The sequence below is a fragment of the Streptomyces sp. TLI_171 genome (assembly GCF_003610255.1).
Lineage (GTDB): Bacteria > Actinomycetota > Actinomycetes > Streptomycetales > Streptomycetaceae > Kitasatospora.
Genome location: NZ_RAPS01000001.1, coordinates 1,540,382 through 1,557,109, shown reverse-complemented (window position 1 = coordinate 1,557,109; position 16,728 = coordinate 1,540,382). Strand labels below are relative to the sequence as shown.

Annotated in this window: 9 protein-coding genes and 3 rRNA genes; 6 read left to right on the top strand and 6 right to left on the bottom strand. The window is 67.9% G+C overall.

Annotated elements, in window-relative coordinates:
* Positions 1-2: 2 nt before the first annotated feature.
* From BX266_RS07170 to BX266_RS07160, 3 genes are all read right to left on the bottom strand, one after another.
* The gene (locus tag BX266_RS07170; RefSeq protein ID WP_099898063.1) at positions 3-1,664 is read right to left on the bottom strand and encodes an AMP-binding protein; all 1,662 of its coding nucleotides are present in this window, start codon (positions 1,662-1,664) and stop codon (positions 3-5) included.
* A complete protein-coding gene (locus BX266_RS07165; RefSeq protein WP_099898062.1) occupies positions 1,661-2,632 on the bottom strand; it encodes a UbiA family prenyltransferase in 972 nt (323 codons plus the stop codon). The genes BX266_RS07170 and BX266_RS07165 overlap by 4 nt, the downstream gene beginning before the upstream one ends.
* A gap of 216 nt (positions 2,633-2,848) precedes the next feature.
* The gene (locus BX266_RS07160; RefSeq protein ID WP_259465060.1) at positions 2,849-3,124 is read right to left on the bottom strand and encodes a hypothetical protein; all 276 of its coding nucleotides are present in this window, start codon (positions 3,122-3,124) and stop codon (positions 2,849-2,851) included.
* A 279-nt stretch (positions 3,125-3,403) separates the two neighbouring features.
* On the opposite strand from BX266_RS07160, the gene BX266_RS07155 reads away from it, so the two are divergent.
* Positions 3,404-3,955 (top strand): NUDIX domain-containing protein, encoded by a 552-nt coding sequence (locus tag BX266_RS07155; RefSeq protein WP_099898061.1) that lies wholly within the window; start codon positions 3,404-3,406, stop codon positions 3,953-3,955.
* A gap of 160 nt (positions 3,956-4,115) precedes the next feature.
* On the opposite strand, the gene BX266_RS07150 is transcribed toward BX266_RS07155, so the two are convergent.
* Positions 4,116-5,693, bottom strand: coding sequence for an NAD(P)/FAD-dependent oxidoreductase (locus tag BX266_RS07150; RefSeq protein WP_099898060.1), 1,578 nt, complete (start codon positions 5,691-5,693; stop codon positions 4,116-4,118).
* Between the two features lie 209 nt (positions 5,694-5,902).
* Between BX266_RS07150 and BX266_RS07145 the strand changes: the two genes are divergently transcribed.
* Entirely contained in the window at positions 5,903-7,963 is a 2,061-nt protein-coding gene (locus BX266_RS07145; RefSeq protein WP_099898059.1) for an acetoacetate--CoA ligase, read from the top strand.
* 88 nt (positions 7,964-8,051) lie between these two features.
* Here the strand turns inward: BX266_RS07145 and ptsP are convergent, their stop codons facing one another.
* Together ptsP and BX266_RS07135 are read right to left on the bottom strand one after the other, a co-directional pair.
* Positions 8,052-9,722, bottom strand: coding sequence for a phosphoenolpyruvate--protein phosphotransferase (ptsP, locus tag BX266_RS07140; protein WP_099898058.1), 1,671 nt, complete (start codon positions 9,720-9,722; stop codon positions 8,052-8,054).
* Positions 9,723-9,754: 32 nt separating this feature from the next.
* Positions 9,755-10,204, bottom strand: a complete 450-nt coding sequence (locus BX266_RS07135; protein WP_099898057.1) for a PTS glucose transporter subunit IIA — start codon at positions 10,202-10,204, stop codon at positions 9,755-9,757.
* A gap of 668 nt (positions 10,205-10,872) precedes the next feature.
* On the opposite strand from BX266_RS07135, the gene BX266_RS07130 reads away from it, so the two are divergent.
* From BX266_RS07130 to BX266_RS07115, 4 genes are all read left to right on the top strand, one after another.
* Positions 10,873-12,389, top strand: a 16S ribosomal RNA gene (locus BX266_RS07130).
* A gap of 256 nt (positions 12,390-12,645) precedes the next feature.
* Positions 12,646-15,751, top strand: a 23S ribosomal RNA gene (locus BX266_RS07125).
* Positions 15,752-15,815: 64 nt separating this feature from the next.
* Positions 15,816-15,932: ribosomal RNA gene (gene rrf, locus BX266_RS07120) — 5S ribosomal RNA — on the top strand.
* The 16S, 23S and 5S rRNA genes sit together here, the layout of an rRNA operon.
* Positions 15,933-16,042: 110 nt before the next feature.
* Positions 16,043-16,654 (top strand): CDP-alcohol phosphatidyltransferase family protein, encoded by a 612-nt coding sequence (locus BX266_RS07115; protein ID WP_099898056.1) that lies wholly within the window; start codon positions 16,043-16,045, stop codon positions 16,652-16,654.
* Positions 16,655-16,728 lie beyond the last annotated feature (74 nt).

Sequence of the window (16,728 nt, the reverse complement as noted above, 5' to 3'; positions counted from 1 at the left end):
ACTCACGTCCAGCGCCCGGACCCGATCCGCGCGGTGCCGGACAGCACGCGCTCGCGCAGCTCGTGCCGCCGCACCTTTCCGGTCGCGGTGCGCGGCACCGTGTCCCAGCCGACCACCAGCGGCTCGGCCAGTGACGGCAGGTCCCGCACCGCGTCCCGCCAGCGCTCCGGCTCCAGCGCGCCGCTCGCCGTCACCAGCACCGGCTGCGGAGCCCCGTCGGCGACCGAGAGCAGCACCGCCTCCTCGACGTCCGGCAGCCGGTCGTGCAGGACGTCCTCGATCTCGACGCAGCTCATCCCGGGCACCATGTCGACCTCGCGGTCCAGCACGAACACCCGGCCGTCGCGGGTGCGCATCCCGAGGTCACCGGTGTTGAACCAGCCCCGGTCGAGCTTCTGCGCCCACCGCTCCTCCTCGCCCAGGTAGCCCAGGCAGAGCGCCCCGGTGCGGGTGTGGAGCATCCCGATCCCGCCCGGCGGCACCGCCCGCCCCGGCCGGTCCGGGTCGGCCACCTTGACCCGCACCCAGCCGGGCACCGGACGGCCCAGGTCACGGGTGGTCGGGTGCCGCCCGGCCCGGTCGGCAAGCGCTTTCCGGGTCAGGAAGCGGAAGGTCAACGGGCCGGTCTCGCTCTGCCCCCACCCCTGCATCCACAGCGGCCGCCGTCGGGTCGTGGCGTTCAGGAACGTCCGCACCGTCGGCGGGTGCATCGCGTCGAAGGTGGAGATGAACAGCCGCACGTCCCGGAACGGATTCGCCGCAAGGTCCCCGCTGCCGCTGCCGCTGTCCGTGCCGCTCGCCAGCGACTGCCAGCGCACGTAGCTGGACGGCAGCGCCTCCAGCACCGTCGGCGGGTGACGGCGCAGCAGCTCGGCGGCCGACGCCGGATCGGAGTCCGGCAGCAGCGCGACCGTCCGAGGCGCCCGCCACAGCGCGCTGACGGTCCAGGTCAGCGCCCGGCCGTGGGCGAAGGAGATGGCGCTGGCCACGGTGTCCTCGCGGCGCACCGACAGCACCGGCCAGGGTCGCGCCTCGAAGGCCGACAGCCGGCGGATCAGCGTGGTGGTGGAGTGCACCACCAGCTTCGGCACCCCGGTGGTGCCCGAGGTGTGGATGATCGCCAGCGGTTCGTCCTCGCCCCGCGACCGGACCGGCGGCACCGCCCCACCGCGCAGCTCGTCCGGCGTGGACGCGCCCGCCGCGGGCCCGTCCAGACACACCGTCCGCCCGCTCAGCAGGGTCAGGTCCAGCCCGGCTTCCTGCGCCCCCGCCAGCGTCCCGCGCTGGGTGACCAGGACGTCCGGCCGCAGCCGGTGCAGCAGCTCGGCCAGGCCCTTCGGCGGCACCCGGTCCGACAGCAGCGCCGGGACCGCACCGATCCGGGCGGCCGCGCAGGCCAGCAGCACGTAGTCCCAGTGGTTGCGCTTCACGATCGCCACCGACGACCCCGGCCGGGCCCCCGCCGCCACCAGCCACGTCGCGGTCTCCCGCACCAGTTCCGCCAGCCCGGCGGTGTTGTAGCCGGTGCCGCCGTCCGGCGCGAGGTCCAGCGGCCGGCCCAACTGCACGTTCACCGACGGACGTTGCTCGGCCAGCGTGTCGAACAGCGGCCCGAGGTCCAGCGGCAGCCGCCGGAACAGCGGCGCCCGCCGCGCGCCGGTCACAGTCCGCTGCCGAACATCGCGACCGCCAGGTCCGCGCCCACCAGCAGCGCGCAGCACAGCCGGTGCAGGTGGATGCCCAGCCGGCGGGCCAGCAGGATCTCGCCCCGGACGAACCCCAGCACCCACTGCCGGGCCCGCAGCGCCATCACGGGCGCCATCACCAGCGGGAACCACCACGGCGCGATCCCGGTCACCGCCGAACCCACCAGCAGCACCGCCTCCAGTGCCGAACACCCTGCCACGAAGGCGGCATTGGCGCGCGGCGACACCAGCACCGCCACGGTCTTCCGGCCCACCGCCCGGTCGCCGGGGATGTCGTTGGTGTTGGAGTACACGCCGAACAGCAGCGGACCCAGGCCGAACACCAGCGCCTGCACCGCCACGAACCCGTCGAACCGGCCGGTCAGCAGCCCGTACAGCGGCAGCACGAAGAACCAGCCGAGCGCCGCCAGGAAGAACTCCTGGAAGCCGTTGTAGCTGATCCGCAGCCACCAGGTGTACTGGAAGCCGAACACCGCCAGCGCCGCCACCCCGGCCAGCGCCCACCCCGGCCGGGCCGGCGCCGCCGCGACCGCCGCCAGCCAGCAGAGCACGCACGCCGCGACCGTCGCCCAGCCGAACCGGATCGCCTGGGGTTCCGTCAACGTCCCCGCGATCAGCGGCTTCCGGGCCAGCCGGCGAGCCGGTGCGTCCGGGCCGTAGTTCACCGCGTCGCTGCCGTCCCGGTACCCGGTCACGTCGTCGAAGGTGCACATCGCCGCGCTCATCGCGACCTCGCCGGCCAGGAACAGCACCAGCACCACGAGCGTCGTCCCGACCGCCGCACCCGACCCGCTCGCCAGCACCATCGCGGCCACCAGCGGGACGCTCAAGTAGTAGTCCCAGATGTCGAGTTTGGCCAGCCTGGCGTACGCCCGCCAGGGGATCGGCGCCGCCTCGGGGGCAGCGGAAACGGCGACATGCTCCACGGAACGCAGTCCTCTCGACGACGGCCACCACCCGGACGCGACTGCCGAGGGGGCCGGAGACAACGAGCCGACCGCGCTGACGGGGCGCCAATTCGCCTCGACGGACGAGAAGTCGGCGGCGTCATCATGGCATAGTGCGACCGTTCGGATGCATTTCTGTGATGAGATCAAAAAGCGGGCGACCGGACATTCCGCCGACCGCCCGCAGGAATTGGCTCAGGCGGAGAAGCTCCCCGCCCCACCCGGCACGTGGGTGCCGTAACCCGGCTGCACCACCAGCGCGGGGCCGAGGCAGAACGGGTTGCCGTACACCTTCACCGGCCGGTCCGTCTGGTTGGTCAACACGTGCGCAACAGGCGGGAGTTGCTGGCAGCCGGCCGGGTCGCGGTAGACGTCAAGCGGTTGCGCCTCGGTGGAGAACACCACCACGTCACCGCTCGCCGATCGCACCGCCGCGGGGGCCGGAGCCGCCAGGCCGAGCACCGATCCCATCGCCACCAGAGAAACCAGAATTGCTCGCACAATCATCCTTAAGCACATTCAACTCCCGCATCCACCACGGGCTCGCACCATCGCTATCGTGCGCACACTGTCGACTGCCAATCCCCACCGGCTGATTCACCCGCCCGGCCGGACTTCGCACCCGCCCGGCCGCGCCGCCCGCGCCCCGCCACGCCCCCGCGCCGAGCCTGCGAGGACGGCCGCGGAGCCCCCCGAACCGGGGCCCCGCTTCACCCCCGCCAGGTCACCCGTCCGGACTACCATCCCCTCATGACGACCCAGCCGTCCGCCCGCCCGACCCTCTTCGGCCCGCACTCCCACTGCCACTGGTGCGGAGCGCCGTACCCGGCCGGCACCGAGAGCTGGCCGCGCACCTGCTCCAGCTGCACCGAGATCAGCTACCGCAACCCGCTCCCGGTCACGGTCGCCCTGCTCCCGGTGCACCACCCGGACGGCGACACCCGGCTCACCGTCATCCGCCGCACCATCGAACCGGGCTACGGCCGCCTCGCCCTGCCCGGCGGATACATCGACTACGGCGAGAGCTGGGAGCAGGCCGCGGTCCGCGAACTGCGCGAGGAGACCGGCATCCTGGCCGACCCCTCCGAGGTGCGCCTGGTCGCCACCGACTCCGACACGCACGGCGGCTTCCTCTGTCTGTTCGCCTTGCTCCCGGCCCGCAACCTGGCCGACCTCCCGGACTCCACCCCCACCTCGGAGACCGACGGCTGGCAGCTCGCCACCGTCGACACCCCGCTGGCCTTCCCGTTCCACACCCGGGTCGCCCGTTCCTGGTTCGACGGCGAGTTCACCCACCACTGACCACGAGGTCACCCGTCACCGAGCGCCGTCGCCGACTCAACGGGAAGCCGCTTTCCAGTCGGTTGGGTCGAATCGGGTCGAACGCTCGGGTCGCGGCACGGGGGCGGGGCAGGTCGCGCGGGCGGGGACAGACCCGTCCGCGGTACGTGGAGCGGGCCCGCTACTGCCCCAGCACGGCCATCGCCGCGTTGTGCCCCGGAATGCCGCTCACCCCGCCGCCGCGCACCGCGCCCGCGCCGCACACCAGCACCCGGGGATGCGCGGTCTCCACACCCCACCGCCCGACCGCCGGCTCCTGCTGGAACGGGAACGCCAGCTCACGGTGGAAGATGTTGCCGCCCGGCAGCCGCAACTCGTCCGCCAGGTCGAGCGGACTGCGCACCTCCAGACAGGGTCGCCCGTCCCCGTCCACCGCCAGGCAGTCCGCCAGCGGCTCCGCCAGCACCCCGTCCAGCGCCGCCAGCACCGCGTCCAGCGCGGCCTGCCGCGCCTTCTCCGGCTCCCCGGCGAACAACCGCGCCGGCAACTGCAGCCCGAACAGCGTCAGGGTCTGCGCCTCCGCCGGCACCCCCGGCCCGAGGATCGACCGGTCCGCCAGCGAGTGGCAGTAGATCTCCGACGGAGCGGGGGAGGGGAGCCGCCCCGCCGCGGCCGACCGGTAAGCGGTTTCCAACTGCTCGTACGACTCCGCGATGTGGAACGTCCCGCCGAACGCGTCCCGCACGTCCACCGCACCGTCCCGCAGCCGCGGCAACCGGCGCAGCAGCATGTTCACCTTCAGCTGCGCCCCCTCCGGAGCCTCCGCCGGCACCCCCTCCGGCCCGGCCGCCGCCTCGCCCAGCAGTCGCGCCAGCTCCACCGGGGCCGCGTTGCACAGCACCCGGCGCGCCCCCACCCGGTGCTCCACCCCGTCCGCGTCCAGGTACCCGACCTCGGCCGACCCCGCCGCCCCGCCCGGATCCACCGCGATCACCTCACACCCCGTCAGCAGCTCGGCCCCGCCCGCCCGCGCGGCCTCCGCCAGCGCCCCGGTCACCGCGCCCATCCCGCCCACCGGCACGTCCCAGTCACCCGTGCCGCCGCCGATCACGTGGTAGAGGAAGCACCGGTTCTGCCGCAGCTCCGGATCGTGCGCGTGGCTGAACGTCCCGATCAGCGCGTCCGTCAGCACCACGCCCCGCACCACGTCGTCCGCGAACCGCCGCTCCAGCGCCTCGCCCAACGGCTGCTCGAACAGCTCCGCCCACGCCACCGGATCATCCACCCGCGCGCGCAGCTCGGCCCGCGACGGCAGCGGCTCCGTCAACGACGGGAACACCCGCTCCGCCACCCGCCCGGTCATCCCGTAGAACTCCCGCCACGCCGCGAACTCCCTTTCTCCACCGGTCAGTTCACGGAAAGATCCGGCCGTCCGGAGCTCGTCCCCGGCGTCCACCAGCAGCCCGCCGACCCGCCCGTCCCGCTCCCACGGCGTGTACGAGGAGATCCGCCGCCGGCGCAGCTCCACCCGCACCCCCAGGTCGGCCAGGATCCGCCGCGGCAGCAGGCTCACCAGGTACGAGTACCGCGACAGCCGCGCGTCCACCCCCGCGAAGGCCCGCTCCGACACAGCCGCCCCGCCCAGGTGCCCGAGCCGCTCCAGCACCAGCACCCGCAGGCCGGCCCGCCCCAAGTACCCGGCTGCCACCAGCCCGTTGTGCCCGCCACCCACGATCACCACGTCATAAGCCACCGTCATCCCGCCGTCCTACCACCCGCGCCCGCCCCCGACCAGCCACCACGCAGCACCCGCCGAACCCCGCCCGGACGCTGCCCGGACCCCGCCCCGCCACCACCCCGTCCGACCCTGGACCACCGGACGATCACATGGCATGGTCAGCACCGTCAGCACCCACGGACGGTCCGCCACAAGCCCGACCGTCCCCACCACGGCCTGGAGACCACCACGTGAGCACCCCTCCGACCCCCCAGGACCAGCAGCACCCGCACCCCGAGCCGCTCTGGCGCCCCGCCCCGGACCGGGCCGCCGCCAGCCGCCTGGTCGCGTTCCAGCGCTGGGCCGCCGACCACCACGGCGCCCCCGCCGCCCCGCTCGCACCGGTCACCACCGACACCGAGGCCGCCACCCGCTACGCGGACCTCCACCGCTGGTCCACCGAAGACCTCCCGCGCTTCTGGACGGCCGTCACCGAGTACTTCGACGTCCGCTTCCACACCCCGCCCACCGCCGTGCTCGCCGAACCCGCCACCATGCCCGGCGCGCACTGGTTCCCCGGCGCCACCCTCAACTACGCCGAGCACGCCCTGCGCGCCGCCGAGGACCCGGCCAACGCCGACCGCCCCGCGATCCTGCACCTGGACGAACGCACCGCCGAACCCGTCGCCACCAGCTGGTCCGAACTCCGCCGGCAGGTCGGCTCGCTGGCCGCCGCCCTGCGCGCCCACGGCGTCCGCCCGGGCGACCGGGTAAGCGCTTACCTGCCGAACATCCCGCAGGCCGCGGTCGCCCTCCTCGCCACCGCCGCGGTCGGCGGCACCTGGACCAGCTGCGCCCCCGACTTCGGCGCCCGCAGCGTTCTCGACCGCCTCCAGCAGATCGAACCCACCGTCCTGTTCGCCGTCGACGGCTACCACTACGGCGGCAAGAACCACGACCGCACCGAGGTGGTCGCCGAACTCCGCCGCGAACTCCCCACCCTGCGCACCGTCGTCCACGTCCCGCTGCTCGGCACCGCCGCCCCCGAAGGCACCCTGGCCTACGAGGACCTGGTCGCCGCCACGGCGCCGTGGAGCGGGGCCGAACCGGTCTTCGAACCCGTCCCGTTCGACCACCCGCTCTGGGTGCTGTACTCCTCCGGCACCACCGGCCTGCCCAAGGCCATCGTGCAGAGCCAGGGCGGCATCCTCGTCGAACACCTCAAGCAGGCCGCCCTCCACCTGGACCTCGGCCCCGAGGACCGCTTCCTCTGGTACACCTCCACCGGCTGGATGATGTGGAACTTCCTCCTCGCCGGCCTGCTCACCGGAACCACGATCGTCACCTACGACGGCAGCCCCGGGCACCCCGACACCGGCGCCCTCTGGTCCGTCGCCGCCCGCACCCGCTCCACCGTCCTCGGCACCTCCGCCGCCTACGTCATCGCCAGCCGCAAGGCCGAACTCCACCCGGGCCGGGACCTCGACCTGTCCGCCGTCCGCTGCCTCGGCACCACCGGCTCCCCGCTCCCGCCCGACGGTTTTCAGTGGATCTACGAGGAGGTCAAGTCCGACCTCTGGCTCGCCTCCGTCAGCGGCGGCACCGACGTCTGCTCCTGCTTCGTCGGCGGCGTCCCCACCCTCCCCGTCCACCTCGGCGAGATCCAGGCCCCCTGCCTCGGCGCCGCCGTCGAATCCTGGGACCCCAGCGGCCACCCCCTCACCGACGCCGTCGGCGAACTCGTCGTCACCAAGCCGCTCCCGTCCATGCCCACCGGCTTCTGGAACGACCCCGACGGTCACCGGTACCACGACAGCTACTTCGACATGTACCCCGGCACCTGGCGCCACGGCGACTGGATCACCGCCACCTCCCGCGGCACGGTCGTCATCCACGGCCGCTCCGACTCCACGCTGAACCGCCAAGGCGTCCGGATGGGCTCCGCCGACATCTACGAGGTCGTCGAACGGCTCCCCGAGATCGCCGAGTCCCTGGTCATCGGCCTCGAAGAACCCGACGGCGGCTACTGGATGCCGCTGTTCGTCGTCCTCACCCCCGGCGCCGTCCTCGACGAGGACCTCACCACCCGCATCCGCACCTCACTGCGCACCGAACTCTCCCCCCGCCACGTCCCCGACGAGGTCATCACCGTCCAGGGACTGCCGCACACCCTCACCGGCAAGCGCCTCGAAGTCCCCGTCAAGCGCCTGCTCTCCGGCACCCCCCTGACCAAGGCCGTCAACCCCGGCTCCGTCGACAACCTCGACCACCTGCGGTTCTTCGAACAGCTCGCCACCACGCGCAAGCACTGACCCCGAACGGCCCGAACGGCCCCGAGGGGTCGCTGCCACCCCCCACGGTGACAGCGACCCCTCGGGAGTCGAAACGTCCGGACGGCGCCTACGCCCCGGACAACACCTGCTGCGCCGCCGCCCGGGCCTCCTCCGCGGTGTCCGCCGCCCGCGCCGCCTCCGCCGCCCGCTGACACTGCGCCAACGAGGCCTGCGCCAACGCCGACCGCACGTACGGGATCGACGCCGCACCCATCGACAGGCTCGTCACGCCCAGCCCGGTCAGCACGCACGCCAACAGCGGATCCGACGCCGCCTCCCCGCACACCCCGCAGCTCTTCCCGGCCGCCTTCGCCGCCTCCGCGGACGCCGCAATGAGATCCAGCAGCGCCGGCTGCCACGGATCCTGCAGCCGCGCCAACGCACCCACCTGCCGGTCCGCCGCGAACGCGTACTGCGCCAGGTCGTTCGTCCCGAGCGAGAGGAACTCCACCTCCCGCAGGATCGACCCCGCCCGCAGCGCGGCCGACGGAATCTCCACCATCGCCCCGTACTTGGCGTCCAGCCCCACCTCCCGGCAGGCCTCCGCGAACGCGCGGGCATCCACCCGGTCCGCGACCATGGGCGCCATCACCTCCAGGCGCACCGTCAGCCCCTCCGCCGCCCGGGCCAACGCCCGCAACTGCGACCGCAACACCTCCGGGTGCTCCAACAGCGTCCGCAGACCCCGCACCCCCAACGCCGGATTCGGCTCGTCGCCCGGCGTCAGGAAGTCCAGCGGCTTGTCCGCCCCCGCATCCAGCACCCGCACCACCACCCGGGCCCCCGGGAACGCCTCCAGCACCTTCCGGTACGCCTCGACCTGCTTGTCCTCGGTCGGCGCCTTCGCCGAGTCGTCCAGGAACAGGAACTCGGTCCGGAACAGTCCGATCCCCTCGGCCCCGTTCTCCAACGCCGCCGGCACGTCCGCCGCACTTCCCACGTTCGCCAGCAGCGGCACCATGAACCCGTCCGAGGTCCGCCCCGGCCCGGACGAAGCGGCCAGCGCCGCCTTCCGCTCCGCCGCCTGCCGGCGCAACTCCGCCTGCCGCTCCGCCGCCGGCTCCACCAGCACCTCGCCGGTCGACCCGTCGACCGCGACCACCACCCCCTCCGCCACCGTGGTCGCCCCCGGCAGCGCCACCACCGCGGGCACCCCCATCGCCCGCGCCAGGATCGCGCTGTGCGACGTCGGCCCGCCCTCCTCGGTCACGAACCCCAGCACCAGCGACGGGTCCAGCAACGCGGTGTCCGCCGGCGCCAGGTCCCGGGCCAGCAGCACGTACGGCTCGTCCGAGTCCGGCACGCCCGGCATCGGCACCCCCGACAACCGCGCCACGATCCGGTTCCGCACATCGTCCAGGTCCGCCACCCGCCCCGCCAGGTACTCACCCGCCGCGGCCAGCAACTCCCGGTACGCCGCGAACGCGTCGTAGACCCCGCGCTCCGCCGTGCTCCCCGCGTCGATCCGACGGTTCACGTCCGCCAACAGCTCCGGGTCCTGGGCCATCAGCGCCTGGGCCTCCAACACCGCCTGCGCCTCGCCGCCCGCCAGGTTCCCGCGCGCCACCAGGTCCGCCGCCACCGCCTCCACTGCGGCCGCCGCCCGAGCCTGCTCCCGCGGCCCCTGGTCGGCGGCGATCTGCGTCACGGGTGGCTCCAGCACCGCCGTCCCCATATGACGCACCTGTCCGATGGCGATCCCGTGGCTGACCCCCACGCCGCGCAGCGTTCGCTCCATGGTCCGAACCCCTTAGCCCTCGCCCGTCGCCGTCAGTTCCAGATGAACAGCTCGCCGCCGGCGTTGACCTCACCGGACTCCGCGACCCCGCTCAACTGCTCCGCCGATGCCTCCAGCGCCACGATCGGCGAGATCGGCGACTTCCCCGCGGCCTCCACCGCCGCCGGGTTCCACTTGATCACCGGCTGCCCGCGCTTCACCCGGTCCCCCTTGTGCACCAGCAGCTCGAACCCCTCCCCATTGAGCTGCACCGTGTCGATCCCGAGGTGGGTCAGCACCCCGTGCCCGTTCTCATCCATCACCACGAACGCGTGCGGATGCATCGACACCACCTGCCCGTCCACCGGAGCCACCGCCTCGATCGGCTCCCGCAGCGGATCGATCGCCGTCCCCGGCCCCACCATGGCGCCCGCGAACACCGGGTCGGGGACGTTGGCGAGCCCGACGGCGCGACCGGCGAGGGGCGACGTGACAGTGGTCATGGTGGAGCCTCCCAGGTACGGAGTACATCGCGTGCGGCCGCGAGGCAGCGGCCCATCGATCGACTGAACCCAAATTACGTCAACTTCGGACATCTCATGACATAACGCTCACGAGCCACCCGAGTGGAGATCACCGTCCACGCCCACCCCGCTGTACACGAACCGACCTTCCCGCACCCTCTCCGCCGAGGCCGCCGCCCTCAAGTGGTCTAGTCCTCTTGGCTGCCGCGCCGCACTCTACGGCATCCGGGTGAGCCGCCACCCGCCCCACCCGCGCACTCCCAGCGCGTCCGTCCGGGTGACCCGACCGCGCCTCGATTAGGAGCTGAGCCGCCAAGCCGCTATCGTTGCTCAGGTCGCCGCGCAACGGCGGTAAACAGAGCAAGTCAGACAGGTAAAGCGGCGGTCAACGCCGAGTAAACCGTCTGGTAGGCTCAAAACACGAAAGAACGAAGCGCCCGGAGGGTCCGCAGGAATGCGGCTCGAAGGAAGCGTCCGTTCCTTGAGAACTCAACAGCGTGCCAAAAGTCAACGCCAGATATGTTGACATCCCCGGCCTCGGACTTGTTTCGGGGTTGGAGATTCCTTTTGAAGTAAAACACTAGCGAGGACGCAGTGCGCAGGGCCGCCTTATTCCGGTGGTTGCTGTGCCGCTCCCCGTGGAGACATTCACGGAGAGTTTGATCCTGGCTCAGGACGAACGCTGGCGGCGTGCTTAACACATGCAAGTCGAACGGTGAAGCCCTTCGGGGTGGATCAGTGGCGAACGGGTGAGTAACACGTGGGGAATCTGCCCTGAACTCTGGGACAAGCCTTGGAAACGAGGTCTAATACCGGATACGACCTTCTCCTGCATGGGGGTTGGTGGAAAGCTCCGGCGGTTCAGGATGATCCCGCGGCCTATCAGCTTGTTGGTGGGGTAATGGCCTACCAAGGCGACGACGGGTAGCCGGCCTGAGAGGGCGACCGGCCACACTGGGACTGAGACACGGCCCAGACTCCTACGGGAGGCAGCAGTGGGGAATATTGCACAATGGGCGAAAGCCTGATGCAGCGACGCCGCGTGAGGGATGACGGCCTTCGGGTTGTAAACCTCTTTCAGCAGGGAAGAAGCGCAAGTGACGGTACCTGCAGAAGAAGCACCGGCTAACTACGTGCCAGCAGCCGCGGTAATACGTAGGGTGCGAGCGTTGTCCGGAATTATTGGGCGTAAAGAGCTCGTAGGCGGCCTGTCGCGTCGGATGTGAAAGCCCGGGGCTTAACCCCGGGTCTGCATTCGATACGGGCAGGCTGGAGTGTGGTAGGGGAGATCGGAATTCCTGGTGTAGCGGTGAAATGCGCAGATATCAGGAGGAACACCGGTGGCGAAGGCGGATCTCTGGGCCATTACTGACGCTGAGGAGCGAAAGCGTGGGGAGCGAACAGGATTAGATACCCTGGTAGTCCACGCCGTAAACGTTGGGAACTAGGTGTTGGCGACATTCCACGTCGTCGGTGCCGCAGCTAACGCATTAAGTTCCCCGCCTGGGGAGTACGGCCGCAAGGCTAAAACTCAAAGGAATTGACGGGGGCCCGCACAAGCAGCGGAGCATGTGGCTTAATTCGACGCAACGCGAAGAACCTTACCAAGGCTTGACATACGCCGGAAACGTCTAGAGATAGGCGCCCCCTTGTGGTCGGTGTACAGGTGGTGCATGGTTGTCGTCAGCTCGTGTCGTGAGATGTTGGGTTAAGTCCCGCAACGAGCGCAACCCTTGTTCTGTGTTGCCAGCGAGTAATGTCGGGGACTCACAGGAGACTGCCGGGGTCAACTCGGAGGAAGGTGGGGACGACGTCAAATCATCATGCCCCTTATGTCTTGGGCTGCACACGTGCTACAATGGCCGGTACAAAGGGCTGCGATGCCGTGAGGCGGAGCGAATCCCAAAAAGCCGGTCTCAGTTCGGATTGGGGTCTGCAACTCGACCCCATGAAGTTGGAGTTGCTAGTAATCGCAGATCAGCATGCTGCGGTGAATACGTTCCCGGGCCTTGTACACACCGCCCGTCACGTCACGAAAGTCGGTAACACCCGAAGCCGGTGGCCTAACCCGTAAGGGGAGGAGCCGTCGAAGGTGGGACCAGCGATTGGGACGAAGTCGTAACAAGGTAGCCGTACCGGAAGGTGCGGCTGGATCACCTCCTTTCTAAGGAGCACATGGCCGGATGCGAGCGAATGTCTCGCACGGTTGCTCATGGGTGGAACGTTGACTATTCGGCACACACGGTATGGACCTGCCAGTACTGCTTCGGCGTGGAAAACAGGTACCGCTTGGTGTGTCGGGCACGTTGTTGGGTCCTGAGGGAACGAGTCTTCGTTGTCTCAGTGGTCGCCGGTCCCATGCTTGTTGAGGTGGGTGTCTGGTCGTTGTTTGAGAACTGCACAGTGGACGCGAGCATCTGTGGCCAAGTTTTAAGGGCGCACGGTGGATGCCTTGGCACCAGGAACCGATGAAGGACGTGGGAGGCCGCGATAGGCCCCGGGGAGCTGTCAACCGAGCTTTGATCCGGGGGTGTCCGAATGGGGAAACCCGGCAGTCGTCATGGGCTGTCACCCATACCTGAACACATAGGGTATGTGGAGGGAACGCGGGGAAGTGAAACATCTCAGTACCCGCAGGAAGAGAAAACAACCGTGATTCCGGGAGTAGTGGCGAGCGAAACCGGATGAGGCTAAACCGTCATGGTGTGAGACCCGGCAGGGGTTGCCGTGACGGGGTCGTGGGAGTGAGCTTGATCGGTCTGCCGGCCGGTCGGCGAGTCAGAAACCGTATGGGTAGTCGAAGGACATGCGAAAGGTCCGGCGTAGAGGGTAAGACCCCCGTAGACGAAATCTGTACGGCTTGCTTGCTCATTTCCCAAGTAGCACGGGGCCCGAGAAATCCCGTGTGAATCTGGCGGGACCACCCGCTAAGCCTAAATATTCCCTGGTGACCGATAGCGGATAGTACCGTGAGGGAATGGTGAAAAGTACCGCGGGAGCGGAGTGAAATAGTACCTGAAACCGTGTGCCTACAAGCCGTGGGGGCAGTCTTCGGACTGTGACTGCGTGCCTTTTGAAGAATGAGCCTGCGAGTTTGCGGTGTGTAGCGAGGTTAACCCGTGTGGGGTAGCCGTAGCGAAAGCGAGTCCGAATAGGGCGTCTGAGTTGCATGCCCAAGACCCGAAGCGGAGTGATCTAGCCATGGGCAGGTTGAAGCGCGGGTAAGACCGTGTGGAGGACCGAACCCACCAGGGTTGAAAACCTGGGGGATGACCTGTGGTTAGGGGTGAAAGGCCAATCAAACTCCGTGATAGCTGGTTCTCCCCGAAATGCATTTAGGTGCAGCGTCGCGTGTTTCTTGCCGGAGGTAGAGCACTGGATAGGCGATGGGCCTTACCGGGTTACTGACCTTAGCCAAACTCCGAATGCCGGTAAGTGAGAGCGCGGCAGTGAGACTGTGGGGGATAAGCTCCATGGTCGAGAGGGAAACAGCCCAGAACACCGACTAAGGTCCCTAAGCGTGTGCTAAGTGGGAAAGGATGTGGAGTCGCAGAGACAACCAGGAGGTTGGCTTAGAAGCAGCCACCCTTGAAAGAGTGCGTAATAGCTCACTGGTCAAGTGATTCCGCGCCGACAATGTAGCGGGGCTCAAGCACATCACCGAAGTCGTGTCATTGCAGCAATACTCCCAACGGAGGCTGTGATGGGTAGGGGAGCGTCGTGTGCCGGGTGAAGCAGCCGAGGAATCGAGTTGTGGACGGTTCACGAGTGAGAATGCAGGCATGAGTAGCGATACAAGAGTGGGAAACTCTTGCGCCGATTGACCAAGGGTTCCTGGGTCAAGCTGATCTGCCCAGGGTAAGTCGGGACCTAAGGCGAGGCCGACAGGCGTAGTCGATGGACAACGGGTTGATATTCCCGTACCCGCTTTGAAGCGCCAACGTCGAACCAGGTGATGCTAAGGCCGTGAAGCCGGCCCGGAGTCTTCGGACAAAGGGACGTGGTGGAGCCGCCGACCCAAGCCTGTAGTAGGTGAGCGATGGGGTGACGCAGGAAGGTAGTCCAGCCCGGGCGGTGGTAGTCCCGGGGTAAGGGTGTAGGCCGTGAGGTAGGCAAATCCGCCTCACAATAGGCTGAGACCTGATGCCGAGCCGATTGTGGTGAAGTGGATGATCCTATGCTGTCGAGAAAAGCCTCTAGCGAGTTTCATGGCGGCCCGTACCCCAAACCGACTCAGGTGGTCAGGTAGAGAATACCGAGGCGTTCGGGTGAACTGTGGTTAAGGAACTCGGCAAAATGCCCCCGTAACTTCGGGAGAAGGGGGGCCATTGCTGGTGAGGGGACTTGCTCCCTGAGCTGGTGGTGGCCGCAGAGACCAGCGAGAAGCGACTGTTTACTAAAAACACAGGTCCGTGCGAAGCCGTAAGGCGATGTATACGGACTGACGCCTGCCCGGTGCTGGAACGTTAAGGGGACCGGTTAGTCACGATTCGTCGTGGCGAAGCTGAGAACTTAAGCGCCAGTAAACGGCGGTGGTAACTATAACCATCCTAAGGTAGCGAAATTCCTTGTCGGGTAAGTTCCGACCTGCACGAATGGCGTAACGACTTCTCGACTGTCTCAACCACAGGCCCGGTGAAATTGCATTACGAGTAAAGATGCTCGTTTCGCGCAGCAGGACGGAAAGACCCCGGGACCTTTACTATAGCTTGATATTGGTGTTCGGTTCGGCTTGTGTAGGATAGGTGGGAGACTTTGAAGCCGTGACGCCAGTCATGGTGGAGTCGACGTTGAAATACCACTCTGGTCGTGCTGGATGTCTAACCTGGGTCCGTGATCCGGATCAGGGACAGTGTCTGGTGGGTAGTTTAACTGGGGCGGTTGCCTCCTAAAGAGTAACGGAGGCGCCCAAAGGTTCCCTCAGCCTGGTTGGCAATCAGGTGTTGAGTGTAAGTGCACAAGGGAGCTTGACTGTGAGACTGACGGGTCGAGCAGGTACGAAAGTAGGGACTAGTGATCCGGCGGTGGCTTGTGGAAGCGCCGTCGCTCAACGGATAAAAGGTACCCCGGGGATAACAGGCTGATCTTCCCCAAGAGTCCATATCGACGGGATGGTTTGGCACCTCGATGTCGGCTCGTCGCATCCTGGGGCTGGAGTAGGTCCCAAGGGTTGGGCTGTTCGCCCATTAAAGCGGTACGCGAGCTGGGTTTAGAACGTCGTGAGACAGTTCGGTCCCTATCCGCTGTGCGCGTAGGAGTGTTGAGAAGGGCTGTCCCTAGTACGAGAGGACCGGGACGGACGAACCTCTGGTGTGCCAGTTGTCCTGCCAAGGGCATGGCTGGTTGGCTACGTTCGGGAGGGATAACCGCTGAAAGCATCTAAGCGGGAAGCCTGCTTCGAGATGAGCACTCCCACCTCCTTGAGAGGGTAAGGCTCCCAGTAGACGACTGGGTTGATAGGCCGGATATGGAAGCCCTGTAAGGGGTGGAGTTGACCGGTACTAATAGGCCGAGGGCTTGTCCTCAGTTGCTCGCGTCCACTGTGTTGTTCTGAAACAACGACCCACTCCGGTGGATAGTTTCATAGTGTTTCGGTGGTCATAGCGTGAGGGAAACGCCCGGTTACATTCCGAACCCGGAAGCTAAGCCTCATAGCGCCGATGGTACTGCAGGGGGGACCCTGTGGGAGAGTAGGACGCCGCCGAACAATCTTTGTGGAGAAGCCCCCTGACGGGATGTCAGGGGGCTTCTCTGCTGTAGGGTCGATCCGCAGACTTGTCGTGGTAACAGAGTTGGTAGCACAGGAGGATCCCCAAGGTGGAGGTGCAGGAGACACGCGTCCAGACCGACCGGGTCCTCACGATCCCGAATTTGCTGAGCATGGCTCGGCTGGTGGGCGTGCCGATCTTTCTGTGGTTGGTGCTGTGGCCGGTCTTCGGCGGGCCGACGAATGACGGGTGGGCGATCGTCATTCTGATGCTGAGCGGGGTCAGCGACTACCTGGACGGGAAGCTGGCTCGGCGGTGGGGGCAGATCAGCCGGCTGGGGCAGTTGCTGGATCCGGCGGCGGACCGGCTGTACATCGTGTCGACGCTGGTGGGGCTGACGTGGCGGGAGATCCTGCCGTGGTGGCTGACGGCCGTGCTGGTGGCCCGCGAGGTGTTCGTCGGGGTGGTGCTGCTTCGGCTCAACCGGGCGGGTTACGGGCCGCTGAACGTGAGCTTCCTGGGGAAGGCAGCGACGTTCAACCTGATGTACGCCTTCCCGCTCCTGCTGCTGGGGGTCGGCGACGGGTGGGTGCACCAGGTTGCGGGAGTGGTGAGTTGGGCGTTCATCTGGTGGGGGACGACGCTGTACTGGTGGGCCGGCGCCTTGTATGCGGTACAGGCCCGGCAGATCCTGAAGGCGGAGCGTCCGGCTGCCGTTTGAGATCAGCATGAGACGTTTTACACGGCCTCCACGGTGAGTCGGACGTTTTCTTCCGGGTAGAGATGCGTCGGACC

Excerpts from the sequence above, each read along its gene's own strand:
- BX266_RS07160 (WP_259465060.1), bottom strand. The coding sequence starts at position 3,124 with ATGGGATCGGTGCTCGGCCTGGCGGCTCCGGCCCCCGCGGCGGTGCGA.
- BX266_RS07155 (WP_099898061.1), top strand. The coding sequence starts at position 3,404 with ATGACGACCCAGCCGTCCGCCCGCCCGACCCTCTTCGGCCCGCACTCC.
- BX266_RS07150 (WP_099898060.1), bottom strand. The coding sequence starts at position 5,693 with ATGACGGTGGCTTATGACGTGGTGATCGTGGGTGGCGGGCACAACGGG.
- ptsP (WP_099898058.1), bottom strand. The coding sequence starts at position 9,722 with ATGGAGCGAACGCTGCGCGGCGTGGGGGTCAGCCACGGGATCGCCATC.
- BX266_RS07135 (WP_099898057.1), bottom strand. The coding sequence starts at position 10,204 with ATGACCACTGTCACGTCGCCCCTCGCCGGTCGCGCCGTCGGGCTCGCC.